This is a genomic window from Aureibaculum sp. 2308TA14-22, from assembly GCF_040538665.1.
Taxonomy (GTDB): Bacteria; Bacteroidota; Bacteroidia; order Flavobacteriales; family Flavobacteriaceae; genus Aureibaculum.
This window is the reverse complement of record NZ_JBEWXT010000001.1, coordinates 1,360,099-1,375,407: the sequence shown is the minus strand read 5'-3', so window position 1 is coordinate 1,375,407 and position 15,309 is coordinate 1,360,099. Positions and strand designations below refer to the sequence as shown.

Here is a 15,309-nt window from a genome sequence, read left to right as displayed (position 1 = left end):
AACAAAAAAGGCCCCATTACAGAGCCTCTTTCAATTAACCAACAATCACTAATCTTTATGGTTTTATAACTTTAAACACACCTGTGTTCTCACCTATGTTTACTTTTACAACATAAGCCCCAGAAGCCAAATGTTTCATGTTCAGTTTAGATTCTAAGTTTAACGATTCTTTGAACATTATTCGTTGTCCTATGCTATTATAAACATTGATAGATGAAATATCTTTACTAGACAACAATGTCAACTCACCACCAATTACAGGATTTGGGTAATATTTAAAACCAATGCTTTCAAGGCCGTCAATTTTTGATGCTTCTATACCCGATAACTTATAATCATCTATTCCTAGACCCCATGTACGTGAATTTTCATCATCATATACAAATTGCACTTTAAAATCGCTATTGATATATTCTGTTACATCAAACATGTTTGTGGTATGTTCTCCACTGTCTTTAGCACCTGAATCATCAGATGTTGTTAAAATATTTTGCCATACCTCTCCATCCCAAACATTTATTTTAAAGCTTCCGTCGTTAGCAAAAGATCTTAGGTTATAAGTAATTTCAATGTTTGCCTCGATAATATTCTTTTCGACCAAATTGATTGAAGGGCTTGTTAAGCCAACCACATTATGGTTAAAATCACCAGCATTGTAGTCGTTAAAAACCACACCGCCTGATTGAAATGAAGCTGGATTATGAATTCCACTTCCTTTTAAATCGTTTTTATAACCGAACATCCAAGAATGTCCGTTTTCTGCATTTGTAACTGACCATCCTTCTGGAATACCAGCTGCATTAAAATCTTCGTGCTGTAACTGTGCATTTGCTATAAAGCCAACACAAAATAATATATAAAGTAAATTTAATTTTTTCATCTTTCTAAATTTTTGATTTAACATTGACTTAATAAATTTCAATTTCTACGCGTTGAACAAATACCGCTACATTACCTGCAGCATCGGTTACTGTCCACTCTCTTACCCATAAATCTGCACCATCTCTAGCTCTAACACATTTAGTAAAAGCAGCATTCATTTCTATATGTTGCCCGCTTGGAATTGTTTGTCCATTAACTGTACCCGTATTAGATAATAAGAAAGAAACATTCGGATAACCGTATCTATCTCTTGGACCAATATCTAAATAATGAGGGTTACTGTTTACCAATTCGACATTGTCATTTTTATTTGCTCCGAAACCACTGAAACGGTTAGGCTTTGTAAAATCTACATTTGCAAATTTATGGCGGTCAATATCCGCAGCATTGTCAACTTCACCACCTGCTTGTATCCATAAGGCATAGCCCATTACTTTTTCAAAGTATAAATCAGTGTCAAATCCAGAATTAGTATCTGTATCATTCCTTAATTTTCCAAAAATCTTGGCAGAACCATCTAACACCTGAACGTAATAACCTTTGTTATAGGTAAATTCATTATTTGACTGCACTCCGTTAAACTTAATATTGGAATTTGTTAGATCGATATCGCAAGATTCTCTACTTTTATATTGTTTGTACTCAATTGTAACCTCTGAACAATTATCAGAGAAAGTAACCTCAGGTAGTTGAGACATATCCTCAATAAGTATATAATCTACAAAATTGTTCGCTGTAGGTAATTCGGTATCATTCTCTACACAACTACATCTTACATTTGTTTTAACTGCACCTCCCATAACCCACGATTGGCCATATACAGTTTGACCATTCTTATTTTTACGAGTATCAATTTTTATTTCTATTTCATCTACTGTACCTGCAACTTCAGTCATAGTAAGTTCAAAAATTTTAATACAACACTCACCTGAAGGAAAACTATCTATGGTTTCTGTTAACTCTGCAAAACTTCCATCAGCGGCTGAAACTTCAATATGAATATATCTTCCGTCTGGTGTTAATTCAGAAATGGGTAATTCTACCGTTACCGTTCTTGGTCCCGAATCTGTTTGAATGGGAATTGTAGTCGTTTCAATATTATTGAATCCACTTAAAGCAGTAAAAACTCCGGAAGTGGCAGTTCCGTTGTTCTTTTTTCTGAATACATAAGCTAACATTGACTGTGCATGTTTTGCTTCTTTGGTATTTGAGTAGCTAATTTCAGTTGTAGCTGGTAATTCAGTTCTGTAATACCATACATTAGAGCTACCACCAGTGGGCACTACTCTGGTTGCGGCATACGTATTTCCTGAATCATCCTTAATTTCAATAGTATTTCCAGGGTTATTCCCTTTATATACTATTTCTACAACTACCCTATCCATATTGGTAATATCACCAATACTCAAAGTTGCTGGCACATTGTTTTTTAAGCCTAAGCTAAATAATTCTACTTCAATACCGTCATCACAGCTATAAGACCATCCTGGATCGGTTGAACTCGTAAAAGAATTTGATTTAATCGGTATTTTTTTTGAAGTTGGTTTTGGATTTTCCTTTGAAAATGCCGTAAGTTGAGATAGTAATAAAACCATCACAACCAATTGTGTTACGTAATTTTTTTTCATCATGTTTAGCGTTTAATTAGACTAGCGAAAAAATCGCTTTTTTTACTCCTATTATTAATTAAACAACTAACTATAAAAAATTCCTACCCCTATATGTCGATTTTTTTTATTTTTTTAAATAAATTCAACTTTTATGCACCTTTTAATTGTAATTTTTTAGCTTAAAAACTCAAAAAAATACATAAATTTGGAACTCAATTTTAATCTAACGAATGGATACAACAAAAATTATTGAATTATTAAGCTATACACTTCCTGCAATTATTACTGGATTGGTAGCCATTTTTTTCTTTAAGCAACTGAGTAAAAATGAATCTAATAGAAGGAATTATAATCTTTTAAAAGAAAATCAAAAAACAGCACTGCCTTTACGTTTACAGGCTTATGAACGAATGGCTCTTTTTTTAGAACGAATTTCTCCAAATAATTTATTGGTAAGGGTTGTACCGTCTAGTGAGGATAAAACAAAATATTTTAAAAAATTAATAGCCAATGTTGAACAAGAATATGAACATAATTTGGCTCAACAAATTTATATCAGCAGTGATTGCTGGAAGACTATCAGCACTGCAAAAAACAGTACGTTAAATATATTAAAAGAAACCATGTTAGAGGGTGAAGTAAAAACTGCCAATGCCATGAGAGAAGCTGTTTTGCAAAAACTTTTAAATGAAGAAACACCAACTCAAGTAGCTCTTGAGTATGTAAAAATGGAAGTTAAAAAAATCATTTGATAATAAAATATGAAAAAGAATATTCTATTGATTACCTATTTGCTGCTAAACTATAGTATAGCATTTGGTCAGAATACACCAGCAGATACTATTAAATCTAATAAAGGTGATATTATAATTCAGCCCATAATACATGGCACTTTAGTGTTACAATGGAATAATACTACCATTTATGTAGATCCTTACGGCGGGGCAGCACTATTTAAGGGAATAGCTGCTCCGGACCTGATTTTAATTACCGACATTCATGGCGATCATACCAATTTAGAAACGTTAAAAGGTTTAGATACCAAAAAGGCAAAATTTATTGTTCCTTCTGCGGTGGCAGAAATGCTAAAGGATGATTACGGTAACCAATTAGAAATTATAAGAAATGGTGAAATGTCTGTTCAAGGCGATATTTTTATCAATGCCTTGCCCATGTACAATTTACCAGAAGACGAAACTTCAAGGCATCCTAAGGGTCGTGGAAATGGTTATTTTTTAAACCTTGGCGGCAAAGCAATTTATATCAGCGGAGATACCGAGGATATAAAAGAAATGAGGACATTAAAGGATATTGATATTGCTTTTGTATGTATGAATTTACCTTATACAATGGACATTAATCAGGCGGCTGATGCTGTTCTAGAGTTTAAGCCCAAGATTGTATATCCATACCATTATAGAGGAAAACCTAATATGAGTGACACAAAGGCTTTTAAGAAGTTAGTCAATGATAAAAATACTGAAATTGAGGTTAGGCTAAAGGATTGGTATTCAAATTAGATTCACAACTATATATGAACAGGCGATTAACTTCCAGGTTTACTATTCTTCTTGTAATTGTATTACTTCTCATAAATTGTTCTGATGATGACTCTGTAACTCCACCGGTATTATTAGGCGGTGAAGCCAAAGTAGTTGGGTATTTACCCTATTACCGTTTTGATTTAATCACTAAAATAGAATATTGTAAACTCACACATTTAAATTTAGCTTTTGCCAATCCTGATGCGGATGGAAATTTAATAATTGATGATTTCAGCACTGTAATAGATGATGCACGTGCTGATAACCCCGATATTGTAATTTGTATTTCAATAGCTGGTGGTGCTATTAGTCCTGAACTTAAGCAAATTTGGAGTGATTTAATCGATATTCCAGGTAATAGACCTGATTTTATTGCTAAAATTGTTGATTTTGTTTTGCAAAATGATTTAGACGGTGTGGATGTTGATTTAGAATGGGATTTGGTAACCAGCGGTTATAGTGGTTTTGTATTAGAACTAAATACAGCTCTTGATGCCCATAATAAAATTCTTACCGCAGCATTACCAGCTACTACTAGATATTCAAATGCTACAGATGCTGCTTTGGCCGCGTTTGACTTTATTAATATTATGGCTTATGATGCTACAGGTCCTTGGATGCCAGAAGTCGTTGGTCCTCATAGTTCATATCAATTCGCCAAATCTGGTATTAATTTTTGGAAAAATACGGTAGATATTCCATCTGATAAGCTAACACTAGGTGTACCTTTTTATGGTTATGATTTTTCCACAAGTCCAGTTACTAGTTTTACTTATGGGCAATTAGTTAAAAATGATTCCAACTTAGCAGATCTTGACCAGAATGGTCTAAGGTATTATAACGGTCGGCCAACTATAGAGGCAAAAGTAGAAATGGCGGCAAAAGATGTAGCTGGAATTATGATTTGGGAGATTGGTCAAGATTCGTTTGATCAGTATTCTTTATTAAGTACAATTCACAATAAATTTACAGAATTGGGTGTAAAAACTTCGAAACTATGCGGTAATCATTAGTTCTTAATCGTATGCAGCAAGATGTTTTTATTATTTTAGGTTCTCCAAATTCTCCCAAAGGGATTTTAAGTGAAATCTCTAAAACCAGATTGAACTGGTGCGTTGGCAACTATCGCAAAGGGAATTTAGTGCTTTGTACGGGCGGATGGGGAGCACATTTTAATATTGCGGAAAAGCCACATGCCGCTTTCGCTAAAAAGTACTTGATTAAAAACGGAATACCTGAAAATCATTTTTTGGATTTTGCTTTATCATCGAATACCGTTGATGATGCGGTAAAAATAAAACCGATTATATCAAAATTTGAACATGCCAATTTAAAGATAATTACATCCGATTATCATTTAGATAGAGTGAAATTGATTTTTAATGAAATTTTAGAAGGATATGAAATCACTTATGTGGGAGTGATAAGCAATTTTAGTTCAGACGAATTTGATGCACTTGTTCTGCATGAGAAAAATGCTATACAAGCAATTCTAAAAAATGGTTTATATTACTGATATGTATATCATTTTTAAACTTTTACAATTCCTAAAATGGAAAACAAAGATAATCACATTAATTATGTTGAATTTAGGGCTATTGACCTTGAAAAAATAAAAACCTTTTACAGTAAAGCCTTTGGCTGGTCATTTACAGATTATGGTGAATCTTACACCGCATTTTCTGAAAGTGGTCTTGAAGGTGGATTCGAAATAACAAATGATAAAATTGTAAATGGAGTGTTAGTAGTATTGTATCATCAAAATCTTGACCTAATAAAAAATAAGGTAATTGATTGTGGCGGAAAGATTTCGGTAGATACTTTTTCTTTTCCAGGCGGCAAAAGGTTTCAATTTTTAGACCCTTCAGGAAACGAATTAGCAGTATGGTCAGATAAGTAATTTATTTTTAATAATTACTTAAGAATTGAACTAGCTGTAGGACAAATTTTCTCGGCAAACTTTTTATAGGCCTTGCCTGACGGATGTAGATTATCATTAGCTACCAATTCCGGATCTTTTAAACCTTCTCGGGTAATATCAGTAATGTTTACAAAGGTTACACCAAATGTGTTTGCAGTGGCCTCGGCATAGGTATTGTACTTATCAATTTCTTTAGATATTTTTTTTGGATTACTATTTTGCCCAAATGGTGTGTATGCATAATCTGGAATAGAAACTACAACAACATTATTCTTGTTATTGTTTGCTAACTTTATAGATTGTTCTAATAAATCGGTAAACTCTCTTTTATAAACAGTAAATGGTTTCCCTTGATATTGATTATTAACGCCAATTAATAATGTAACAAGGTTATACGTAGCTCTTTTAGGTCCTTTTTCTATCGCAGCAATTAAATCTCCTGTAGTCCAACCAGTGGCTGCAATTATTTCTAATTCTAAATCTATTTTTGGCGTTTCTATAAGACAATCTCTTAATTGTGCTGGAAAACTCCTATTTGATGCAACACTCTGTGCAATGGTATAGCTATCACCTAATGCTAAATAATGTTTTATGGAGTCTGATGTTATACTTGTAGTATCGTTGTTAATGTTAGTAGAATTTGAATTTATATCAGTGATAATATTATTAGCATCACAATTAGTTAGCGTAGATAAACAAAATAGTAATATAATTAAACGCATATTGTTTTTGTATTATATACGTAAAGGTATAGATTTTGGTTTTATTTTTTTATTACATAAAAAATCAGCGAATCAACTTTTTATACTTTATACGCTTTGGCATTAAATCACCACCCAAACGTTTCTTTTTATTTTCTTCATAATCTGTAAACCCACCTTCAAAGAAATAAACCTCGCTATTACCTTCAAAAGCTAAAATATGTGTACAAATTCTATCTAAAAACCAACGGTCGTGGCTGATAACCACGGCACAGCCAGCAAAGTTTTCTAAACCCTCTTCCAAAGCACGTAAAGTATTAACATCTAAATCATTAGTAGGTTCATCTAAAAGTAAAACATTACCTTCTTCTTTCAATGTCATTGCCAAATGTAGGCGATTACGTTCTCCACCTGAAAGTGTATTTACTTTTTTATTCTGCTCACTTCCAGAAAAGTTAAAGCGACTTAAATAGGCACGAGAATTTACCTGTTTTCCTCCCATTAAAATCAGTTCCTGCTCATCAGAAAAATTTTGCCAAATGGTCTTTTCAGGGTCGATATTTGAATGACTTTGATCTACGTAAGCTATTTTTGCAGTATCTCCAACAATAAACTCGCCTTTGTCCGGTTGTTCCTCGCCCATTATCATTTTGAATATGGTCGTTTTACCTGCACCATTAGGGCCAATAATACCAACAATACCTGCTTGTGGCAAATTAAAATTCAGGTTTTCATATAATAATTTATCACCAAAAGCTTTGCTAACACCATTTGCTTCAATAACATTTGTACCTAAACGTGGACCGTTGGGGATATAAATCTCTAATTTTTCATCCAATTGTTTTTGGTCTTGACTTAATAGCTTATCATAGTTCTTTAACCTAGCTTTTTGTTTGGTCTGTCGACCTTTTGCACCTTGACGTACCCATTCTAATTCACGTTCTAAAGTTTTTTGACGTTTGGAAGCTGTTTTGCTTTCTTGTGCTAATCGCTTGGATTTCTGATCTAACCATGAAGAATAATTCCCTTTCCAAGGTATGCCCTCTCCTCTATCCAATTCTAAAATCCATCCCGCTATATTATCTAAAAAGTATCTATCATGTGTAACGGCTATTACTGTTCCTTTATATTGTGCCAAATGATGTTCTAGCCAATGTACAGATTCTGCATCTAAATGATTGGTTGGTTCATCTAACAATAAAACTTCGGGTTCTTGCAAAAGCAATCTACAAAGTGCAACACGACGTCTTTCTCCACCGGACAAATTCTTTATAGGTGTATCACCTTCAGGAGTTCTCAAAGCATCCATTGCAATTTCCAATTTGGTGTCTAACTCCCAAGCGTTTGAAGCATCGATTTTATCCTGAAGCTCGGCCTGTTGAGCCATAAGCTTTTCCATCTTGTCAGCATCTGAATATACTTCTTCTAAACCAAACATATCGTTGATTTTATTATATTCGTCAAGAATAGCAACTGTCTCTGCTACACCTTCTTTAACAATATCAATTACGGTTTTGCTTTCATCCAATTTTGGTTCCTGTTCTAAATAACCTACTTTATAGCCAGGAGCAAAAACTACATCACCTTGATAGTTTTTTTCAACACCTGCAATAATTTTTAGCAAGGTAGATTTACCCGAACCGTTTAGACCAAGAATACCAATTTTTGCTCCATAAAAGAAGCTTAGGTAAATATCTTTTAGTACTTGTTTGTTAGTGTTTTGATAGGTTTTAGAAACCTTGTTCATCGAAAAGATGACTTTTTTATCGTCGCTCATTTTTAAATTAAATAATTTTTTGGAATTTGAAATAAATAAAGTGATAATAGTAATTTACACTCTACCCTTAAGTGCATTAAATACCCATGCAATAGAAAAAAACCCAATACCTACAGCAGCAAAGCCCCATCCAGCAACATCATCATACCTAAAAGCTCCCAATGCTATTAAAACTATTCCAACAATAATCATTATTAATGTGGCATAGCCCAAAACGGTATTTTTATTCATTGACATAATTTTTTGAAGTTTTAGTTAGTAAAGCAAATATCGTAATTATTTTATCAATTGGGCAAAAACCCCATTTTACCTTTTTGATAGTCACGCATAGCTTCTAAAATTTCAGTTTGTGTATTCATAACATAAGGCCCCCAGCTTGCAACGGGTTCATTAAAAGGCACACCTGATAAAAATAATAACTTACTTTCTGTATTTGCTTTTAGAAAAAACCCTTCTCCATCTTGATTAAATTCAATAAGTTGATTTTCTTTTTCAATAAGTTCAACATCACCATTAACTGAAACATTTCCATCCAATAGATAAAGTACAGTCTGATGTTCTTTATCTGTTTTAATCATTGTAGAAGAACCTTCATGTAAATCTATCATGTAAATATTTATGGCAGTCTGGGTTTTTATTTTTCCTTTTACACCATCCAATTGACCAGCAATAACTTTAATTTGAATACTTTTTTCATCATTAGTTATTATTTCGAAGTCATCACTTTTAATGTGTTGATAATTAGCTGGAATCATTTTCTTATCCGCAGGTAAATTTAACCACAGTTGTATCCCCTCAAGAGTTCCTCCTTTTTGAACAAATTCCTTGGTAGGGCCTTCAGCATGTATTATACCCATTCCGGCAGTAGTCCATTGTACATCACCTGCCTTAACAAGACTTTCATTACCTAAAGAATCTCTGTGCAATTGCTCGCCTTGGATTAAAAAAGTTATGGGTTCAAATCCACGATGTGGATGTGGCCCAAGATCAAACGGATTATTTTCTTCGTCAATATGATAGGGACCATAATGATGCAATAGAATATATGGATCAATCATAGGTATTTGCTCCGTTGGTATAGGCTGGCGTAATCTAACAGGCCCCATATTTACAAAATCGCTTTTGCCAATATTTTTAACACTATTTTTTTTCATGCTATCCCCTGAGTTTTAATTCTTTCATCACCTTATTAAAAGTATCTGAAGTTGGTGTTAAATGTACTTCTCCATCCACAATTAAGGTTGGGTACTTAACAGCACCATCATACAATTTTTTAGTATGAGCCTTTGCATCTTCATCTTCAGCCAAGTTTTTATAGGTAAAATCTATTTCTGCCATTCTTAAAAAATTTTTAAAAGCTACTGTATGTGCATCTCCTTTTTTACCATATATTATTATCTCCATAATTTTATCCTATAAAATTAATTTTTTTATGTTGCCCATCACAATAAGGCTTGTTGGCAGAAGCACCACATCTACAAAAAGCTGTTACTTTTTCTTTTATTTCTACAGAGCCATCAGCCTTAGCAATTTCGCATGTACCATTAACCAACAGAGGACCATTTTCTGCTACATTTATCTTAACATTGTTATCTTCCATATTTTTATTTTTTAATGATTTTTTAATTGATAGTGCTCCAGAAGGGCAGGCATTAACTTGCTTTTCAATTCTATCTGATGAAGCACCGTCCATGTTTACCCATGGTCTGTTTTGAGGATTGAATACTTGTAATAGCCCTTTCCAGCAATTCTTGGCATGAATGCAAGTATTTGGTTTCCAGACCACGGTAAGGTCATTATTACTGTACTCTTTTACAATTTCTTTTTTTGATTCCATTTTATAATGCTTTATTAAATTTTTCAATGGATTTTAAAAATTCGGTATTTAGTTGGTTGTCCAAAATTCCAGTTTCACTGTAATTTGAATTAAATGATGGTAATGAAAAATTTGCAATAATATTAGCTCCCATTCTTGGGAACTTATCCAAAGCTATTTCCATAACCGTTGCTCCACCTCTACTACCCGGAGAGGTTGACATTAATAACATTGGTTTATTTTTCCAAACTAGTTTATCAATTCTTGATACCCAATCAAATATATTCTTAAAAGCGACAGTATAGGCCCCGTTATGCTCTGCTAATGAAAGCAAAATCCCATCTGAATTGGTTATCAATTCATTAAATTTTATTGCATCTTCAGGATACCCGTTTTCATTTTCTTCGTCAATACCATAAATAGGCACTTCAAAATCATTTAAATCTAACAAATTAACTTCTATATCTTTAAAGTGTGCTGCTGCCAAAGCAACCAATTTTTTATTTATGGAATTCTTGCTACTACTTCCTGCAAAAGCAATTATTTTCTTTTTTGCCATTTATTAAATTCGCTTTTAAAATGATTTCATTTTCTCAAAGATACAAAATTAAAAATCGTTTATTTTTGTATTTTAGCCATCATTACCGAAATCAATTTTATGGACATAAACTTTAATAAAAACGAAGATCACAACAAATTGCAAGTTGCGGCTCTTAGAAATAAATTACGAAATGTTTATAATGGCGGTGGCAAAAAGCGTATTGAAAAACTTCATGCTAAAGGCAAACTAACAGCAAGAGAGCGTATTGATTATTTATTAGATGATAAATCTGATCGTATAGAAATTGCCGCATTTGCGGGAGAAGACATGTATGCTGAGCATGGTGGTTGCCCATCTGGTGGTGTAGTTGTTAAAATTGGTTACGTAAAAGGAAAACAATGTGTTGTAGTGGCTAATGATGCTACTGTGAAAGCTGGAGCTTGGTTTCCTATTACGGGAAAAAAGAATTTAAGAGCTCAAGAAATTGCTATTGAAAACAGGCTTCCTATTATTTATTTGGTAGATTCTGCCGGGGTATATCTACCAATGCAAGATGAAATTTTTCCTGATAAAGAACATTTTGGACGTATTTTTAGAAATAATGCAATTATGAGCAGTATGGGTATTACTCAGATTGCTGCCGTTATGGGCAGTTGTGTTGCTGGTGGTGCCTATTTGCCCATTATGAGTGATGAAGCCTTGATTGTGGATAAAACAGGGAGTATTTTCTTAGCGGGAAGCTATTTGGTAAAAGCAGCTATTGGTGAAAGTATAGATAATGAAACGCTTGGAGGTGCAACTACACATTGCGAAATTTCGGGAGTAACTGATTATAAAGCTAAAGATGATAAGGACGCTTTAAATACAATAAAAAATATAGTCGATAAAATTGGCGATTTTGATAAAGCCGGATTTAACCGTATTAAATCTATCAAACCGAAAGAAAACCCCGAAGAAATTTATGGACTAGTTCCAAAATCGCGTTCAGATCAGTACGATATGTACGAGATCATAAAACGTTTGGTTGATAATTCTGAGTTCGACGAGTATAAAGCGGGCTATGGAAAGACCCTAATTACGGCTTACGCCCGTGTTGATGGTTGGGCTGTAGGTATTGTTGCCAATCAGCGTAAAGTGGTTAAGACTAAAAAAGGCGAAATGCAATTTGGCGGTGTTATTTATTCCGATTCTGCGGATAAAGCCACACGTTTTATTGCCAATTGCAATCAAAAGAAGATTCCATTGGTCTTTTTACAAGATGTTACCGGGTTTATGGTGGGTAGTAAATCGGAACACGGTGGTATTATAAAAGATGGGGCAAAAATGGTAAATGCCGTTAGCAATTCAGTTGTTCCAAAATTTACCGTAATCATCGGTAACAGTTATGGAGCTGGCAATTACGCCATGTGCGGAAAAGCGTATGACCCTAGATTGATTGTTGCCTGGCCAAGTGCTGAATTGGCTGTAATGAGTGGTAACTCCGCAGCTAAGGTATTACTACAAATTGAAAAAGCTTCGTTAGAGAAAAAAGGTGAAAAAATTACCAAAGAAAAAGAAGATGAACTTTTTAATAAGATAAAAGACAGGTACGATAATCAGGTGTCGCCCTATTATGCGGCATCACGAATTTGGACAGATGCAGTCATAGACCCACTTGATACCAGAACATGGATTAGTATAGGTATTGAAGCTGCCAACCACGCTCCTATTGAGAAAAAATTTAATTTGGGGGTGATTCAGGTATAATTAGTTACTGTTTACTATCTTATAGTATATTTACCATCTATGAGACAACTGTTATTCTTTATATTATTGGTTTTCTATAGTACGGTAAATTCTCAATCTATTGATGAATTAAAGCTGGTCATTGAGCAAGATACTTCAGCGGTTAATAGAATTAATAATACATTAAAAATATCAGCAATTTTTGCAAGATCAAATTTAGATAGTGCATTGTTCTATGCAGATGAAGCTATAAATATTGCAACTGATTATGATGATAAATTGCTCACAAAATCCTTACTGCATAAGGGAACCTTTTTAACACTAAAAGGTGATTTTAAAAATGGTGATAGCATTTTGAATATCAATTTTGAACGCCCAATTGATAGTACCACATTAGGTTTAAATTATATAAACTTAGCAAACTCCTTTCAATTTCAAAAACGATTCGATGAAGCCATTACCAACTACTTAAAAGCATCTGAAATCTTTGAAGAGCAAAAAAACAAAATTCGTTTAGCACAGATTTATGGAAATATTGGTGTTTTAAATGCCAAAAACAAAAATTTTGATAAAGCCGTGAACTATTTAAATAAGGCAATCAAAAATGCTGATCAGAATGAAATACTAAAGATTCAATATCAAATCAATTTATCTAGTTTGTATATTGATCAGAATAAGTATTTAGAAGGTTTAGAATTAGCATACTTAGCTGAAGAATTGGCAAAAAAAAATAACTTTAATAGAGGTTTAGCGAGTATCTACACAAATTTATGTAAAATCTATAGCAATTCAGATTCTTTAAAAAATACTAAAAAAGCTATAGATTATGGTTTACTAGCCTTAAAAATTAAAAAAGAGGTTGGAAATATCCCAGTATATGGTGAAACATTGAATAACATTGGCCAAGCTTATTTAAAAGAAGGAGATTATTCTAAAGCAAGTATATATCTAAAAGAAGCAATACAAAACTCAACTGGCGATTTAAAAACGGCTGTTTTAAATAATTTAAAAAATATTTATGCAAAATTAGGAAACAATCAGCTTGCGTTAAACTATTCAGATCAATTAATACAACACAAGGATTCATTAACCGCGGCGAAACAACAGGAAAAAGTTACAGAAATTATTGAAAGTTATGAATCTGAGAAAAAACAACGACTAATAGATGTTTTAAATGTTGAAAATGAACTGCAACAAGCAAAATTAGAAAGCCAACGGAATTTATTCATAGGATTTGGTATTTTGGGTTTACTGTCGATACTGCTAGCCTATTTATGGTTTCAAAATCAAAAAACAAAACAATCATTGCAACAAGAAGCGATGAAACATAAATTACTTCAAACACAGTTGAACCCTCATTTTTTATTTCATTCGTTAAATAGTATTCAATCTTTTATCCATCAGAATAAAAAGGAAGAATCTTCGTCGTACTTGGTGAGTTATAGTAAACTCATGCGTACTATATTGGAAAGCTCGGATCAAGATTTTATTTCTGTCGATGAAGACATTGCCGCCATTGAAGAATATGTGAAATTACAACGACTTAATCTTCCGGATGATGTACAAATTGCGGTAGAATCTGACGACCTTATAGGCGATTGTAAAATTCCACCCATGTTTGTACAACCTTATGTGGAAAATGCTTTAATTCACGGTATCAATTCGATTGAAAAAGGAGTTGTATGTATTTTATATAAAGATCTAACAACCAAAGTACAAGTTATAATTTCTGATAACGGTAAAGGACTGTCCACTAACAAAGGTAATAATGAATTACATCGTTCTATGAGTACCGAAATTATACAACAACGCATTCAAAATTTAAAACAGGTTTATAATTACAAAATCAATATATTTACGAAGCAAAGTGACAAAGGCACACAAATTGTTATAGAATTCCCTAAAAAATTAACCAAATAGATGAAATCCTATATAATTATAGAAGACGATAAGGGCACAGTAAATATGCTTAAAGAAATTGTTGCTGATAATTCGCCAGATATCATCTTTTCCGGTTCCGCTTCTACAATTAATACCGGTGTTGAGCTTTTAAAGGCAAATAAGCCTGATTTTATCTTTTTAGATGTAAATTTAGAAGATGGGCTTAGTTTTGATATTTTAAAGGAATTCCCTAACCCTGATTTCAAGGTAATATTCATAACTTCATTTAGTAAATATGCTGTTGAGGCTTTTAAATTCAGTGCCTTGGATTTTATATTAAAACCATTTACCACCAATGATGTGTTGGAAGCAGTAAAAAAAGTGACCATTGCCTATGACAACGAAGTTTATAATGAAAAAATTAACGCCTTCTTTCATAATTTTAATAACACAAATAATAAAAAATTAGTGTTAAAGAATCTTGATGAGATTCATGTAGTGGATACCGATACCATTGTTTATATAAAATCGGATAATAATTACTCTACATTTTATTTAGATAACAATAGTCAAATTGTTATCTCCAAAACCTTGAAATATTATGATGAAAAGTTAAGAGGATTAAATTTTTTTAGAGCTCATCAAAGTTATCTTGTTAATTTAAGTTTCTTACAAACGTATGATAAAAAAAGTGATGTTTTAGTCTTATCAAATGATGAAAAACTACCTGTATCTCAAAGTAGAAAGCCTATTTTACTCGATTTTTTAAATAAATTAAACTAAAATTCTAATTAAAGTCCTTCCAATTCTAATTACTTCCATTTAAATTCTCTTTAACTCCATAGTGTATGCCATTATAGTGTAATTTTAGTATGATAATTGCTCTATTAAAGGAGTAACTAAAAAACTAG

17 protein-coding genes are annotated in these 15,309 nt (G+C 32.7%); 8 read left to right on the top strand and 9 right to left on the bottom strand.

Annotated elements, in window-relative coordinates; all coding sequences use genetic code 11:
• Positions 1–55: 55 nt before the first annotated feature.
• On the bottom strand, positions 56–880 hold the full coding sequence (locus tag U5A88_RS06035; RefSeq protein ID WP_354204675.1) for a T9SS type A sorting domain-containing protein: 825 nt from the start codon (positions 878–880) through the stop codon (positions 56–58).
• 28 nt (positions 881–908) lie between these two features.
• Positions 909–2,513: a hypothetical protein gene (locus U5A88_RS06030; protein WP_354204674.1), complete on the bottom strand. Its 1,605-nt coding sequence runs from the start codon at positions 2,511–2,513 to the stop codon at positions 909–911.
• A 209-nt stretch (positions 2,514–2,722) separates the two neighbouring features.
• On the opposite strand from U5A88_RS06030, the gene U5A88_RS06025 reads away from it, so the two are divergent.
• The 5 genes from U5A88_RS06025 to U5A88_RS06005 are packed head-to-tail and all read left to right on the top strand — an operon-like array spanning position 2,723 to position 5,936.
• Positions 2,723–3,244 carry a DUF7935 family protein gene (locus U5A88_RS06025; protein ID WP_354204672.1) on the top strand — a complete coding sequence of 174 codons (522 nt, stop codon included), beginning with the start codon at positions 2,723–2,725 and terminating at the stop codon, positions 3,242–3,244.
• A 9-nt stretch (positions 3,245–3,253) separates the two neighbouring features.
• Complete coding sequence (locus tag U5A88_RS06020; protein WP_354204670.1) at positions 3,254–4,012, top strand: MBL fold metallo-hydrolase; 759 nt, start codon at positions 3,254–3,256, stop codon at positions 4,010–4,012.
• A gap of 14 nt (positions 4,013–4,026) precedes the next feature.
• Entirely contained in the window at positions 4,027–5,049 is a 1,023-nt protein-coding gene (locus tag U5A88_RS06015) for a glycosyl hydrolase family 18 protein (protein WP_354204668.1), read from the top strand.
• 11 nt (positions 5,050–5,060) lie between these two features.
• Entirely contained in the window at positions 5,061–5,552 is a 492-nt protein-coding gene (locus U5A88_RS06010) for a YdcF family protein (protein WP_354204666.1), read from the top strand.
• Between the two features lie 36 nt (positions 5,553–5,588).
• Positions 5,589–5,936: a VOC family protein gene (locus U5A88_RS06005; RefSeq protein ID WP_354204664.1), complete on the top strand. Its 348-nt coding sequence runs from the start codon at positions 5,589–5,591 to the stop codon at positions 5,934–5,936.
• 14 nt (positions 5,937–5,950) lie between these two features.
• On the opposite strand, the gene U5A88_RS06000 is transcribed toward U5A88_RS06005, so the two are convergent.
• The 7 genes from U5A88_RS06000 to U5A88_RS05970 form a co-directional block, all read right to left on the bottom strand.
• Positions 5,951–6,679, bottom strand: coding sequence for an SGNH/GDSL hydrolase family protein (locus U5A88_RS06000; protein ID WP_354204662.1), 729 nt, complete (start codon positions 6,677–6,679; stop codon positions 5,951–5,953).
• Between the two features lie 64 nt (positions 6,680–6,743).
• Positions 6,744–8,435 carry an energy-dependent translational throttle protein EttA gene (gene ettA, locus U5A88_RS05995; protein ID WP_354204660.1) on the bottom strand — a complete coding sequence of 564 codons (1,692 nt, stop codon included), beginning with the start codon at positions 8,433–8,435 and terminating at the stop codon, positions 6,744–6,746.
• Positions 8,436–8,489: 54 nt separating this feature from the next.
• On the bottom strand, positions 8,490–8,672 hold the full coding sequence (locus U5A88_RS05990; RefSeq protein WP_354204658.1) for a CAL67264 family membrane protein: 183 nt from the start codon (positions 8,670–8,672) through the stop codon (positions 8,490–8,492).
• A gap of 47 nt (positions 8,673–8,719) precedes the next feature.
• Positions 8,720–9,589 carry a pirin family protein gene (locus U5A88_RS05985; protein ID WP_354204656.1) on the bottom strand — a complete coding sequence of 290 codons (870 nt, stop codon included), beginning with the start codon at positions 9,587–9,589 and terminating at the stop codon, positions 8,720–8,722.
• Position 9,590: 1 nt separating this feature from the next.
• The gene (locus U5A88_RS05980) at positions 9,591–9,839 is read right to left on the bottom strand and encodes a glutaredoxin family protein (protein WP_354204654.1); all 249 of its coding nucleotides are present in this window, start codon (positions 9,837–9,839) and stop codon (positions 9,591–9,593) included.
• A gap of 4 nt (positions 9,840–9,843) precedes the next feature.
• The gene (locus tag U5A88_RS05975; RefSeq protein WP_354204652.1) at positions 9,844–10,272 is read right to left on the bottom strand and encodes a (4Fe-4S)-binding protein; all 429 of its coding nucleotides are present in this window, start codon (positions 10,270–10,272) and stop codon (positions 9,844–9,846) included.
• Position 10,273: 1 nt separating this feature from the next.
• Positions 10,274–10,810 carry an NADPH-dependent FMN reductase gene (locus tag U5A88_RS05970; protein ID WP_354204650.1) on the bottom strand — a complete coding sequence of 179 codons (537 nt, stop codon included), beginning with the start codon at positions 10,808–10,810 and terminating at the stop codon, positions 10,274–10,276.
• Between the two features lie 99 nt (positions 10,811–10,909).
• On the opposite strand from U5A88_RS05970, the gene U5A88_RS05965 reads away from it, so the two are divergent.
• Genes U5A88_RS05965 through U5A88_RS05955 form a run of 3 tightly spaced genes read left to right on the top strand, consistent with a single transcriptional unit; the run spans position 10,910 to position 15,181 of the window.
• Positions 10,910–12,538, top strand: a complete 1,629-nt coding sequence (locus U5A88_RS05965; protein WP_354204649.1) for an acyl-CoA carboxylase subunit beta — start codon at positions 10,910–10,912, stop codon at positions 12,536–12,538.
• A gap of 39 nt (positions 12,539–12,577) precedes the next feature.
• Entirely contained in the window at positions 12,578–14,437 is a 1,860-nt protein-coding gene (locus tag U5A88_RS05960; RefSeq protein WP_354204647.1) for a tetratricopeptide repeat-containing sensor histidine kinase, read from the top strand.
• Positions 14,438–15,181, top strand: a complete 744-nt coding sequence (locus U5A88_RS05955; protein ID WP_354204645.1) for a LytR/AlgR family response regulator transcription factor — start codon at positions 14,438–14,440, stop codon at positions 15,179–15,181. It begins immediately after the preceding gene.
• Positions 15,182–15,309: the final 128 nt, after the last annotated feature.

What these genes read in the sequence shown, in the direction of transcription:
- U5A88_RS05990 (WP_354204658.1), bottom strand. Translation starts at nt 8,672, where the DNA reads ATGTCAATGAATAAAAATACCGTTTTGGGCTATGCCACATTAATAATG.
- U5A88_RS05975 (WP_354204652.1), bottom strand. Translation starts at nt 10,272, where the DNA reads ATGGAATCAAAAAAAGAAATTGTAAAAGAGTACAGTAATAATGACCTT.
- U5A88_RS05985 (WP_354204656.1), bottom strand. Translation starts at nt 9,589, where the DNA reads ATGAAAAAAAATAGTGTTAAAAATATTGGCAAAAGCGATTTTGTAAAT.
- U5A88_RS06025 (WP_354204672.1), top strand. Translation starts at nt 2,723, where the DNA reads ATGGATACAACAAAAATTATTGAATTATTAAGCTATACACTTCCTGCA.
- U5A88_RS06000 (WP_354204662.1), bottom strand. Translation starts at nt 6,679, where the DNA reads ATGCGTTTAATTATATTACTATTTTGTTTATCTACGCTAACTAATTGT.
- U5A88_RS06015 (WP_354204668.1), top strand. Translation starts at nt 4,027, where the DNA reads ATGAACAGGCGATTAACTTCCAGGTTTACTATTCTTCTTGTAATTGTA.
- U5A88_RS06020 (WP_354204670.1), top strand. Translation starts at nt 3,254, where the DNA reads ATGAAAAAGAATATTCTATTGATTACCTATTTGCTGCTAAACTATAGT.
- ettA (WP_354204660.1), bottom strand. Translation starts at nt 8,435, where the DNA reads ATGAGCGACGATAAAAAAGTCATCTTTTCGATGAACAAGGTTTCTAAA.
- U5A88_RS05970 (WP_354204650.1), bottom strand. Translation starts at nt 10,810, where the DNA reads ATGGCAAAAAAGAAAATAATTGCTTTTGCAGGAAGTAGTAGCAAGAAT.
- U5A88_RS06030 (WP_354204674.1), bottom strand. Translation starts at nt 2,513, where the DNA reads ATGATGAAAAAAAATTACGTAACACAATTGGTTGTGATGGTTTTATTA.
- U5A88_RS06005 (WP_354204664.1), top strand. Translation starts at nt 5,589, where the DNA reads ATGGAAAACAAAGATAATCACATTAATTATGTTGAATTTAGGGCTATT.
- U5A88_RS05980 (WP_354204654.1), bottom strand. Translation starts at nt 9,839, where the DNA reads ATGGAGATAATAATATATGGTAAAAAAGGAGATGCACATACAGTAGCT.
- U5A88_RS05960 (WP_354204647.1), top strand. Translation starts at nt 12,578, where the DNA reads ATGAGACAACTGTTATTCTTTATATTATTGGTTTTCTATAGTACGGTA.
- U5A88_RS05965 (WP_354204649.1), top strand. Translation starts at nt 10,910, where the DNA reads ATGGACATAAACTTTAATAAAAACGAAGATCACAACAAATTGCAAGTT.
- U5A88_RS05955 (WP_354204645.1), top strand. Translation starts at nt 14,438, where the DNA reads ATGAAATCCTATATAATTATAGAAGACGATAAGGGCACAGTAAATATG.
- U5A88_RS06035 (WP_354204675.1), bottom strand. Translation starts at nt 880, where the DNA reads ATGAAAAAATTAAATTTACTTTATATATTATTTTGTGTTGGCTTTATA.
- U5A88_RS06010 (WP_354204666.1), top strand. Translation starts at nt 5,061, where the DNA reads ATGCAGCAAGATGTTTTTATTATTTTAGGTTCTCCAAATTCTCCCAAA.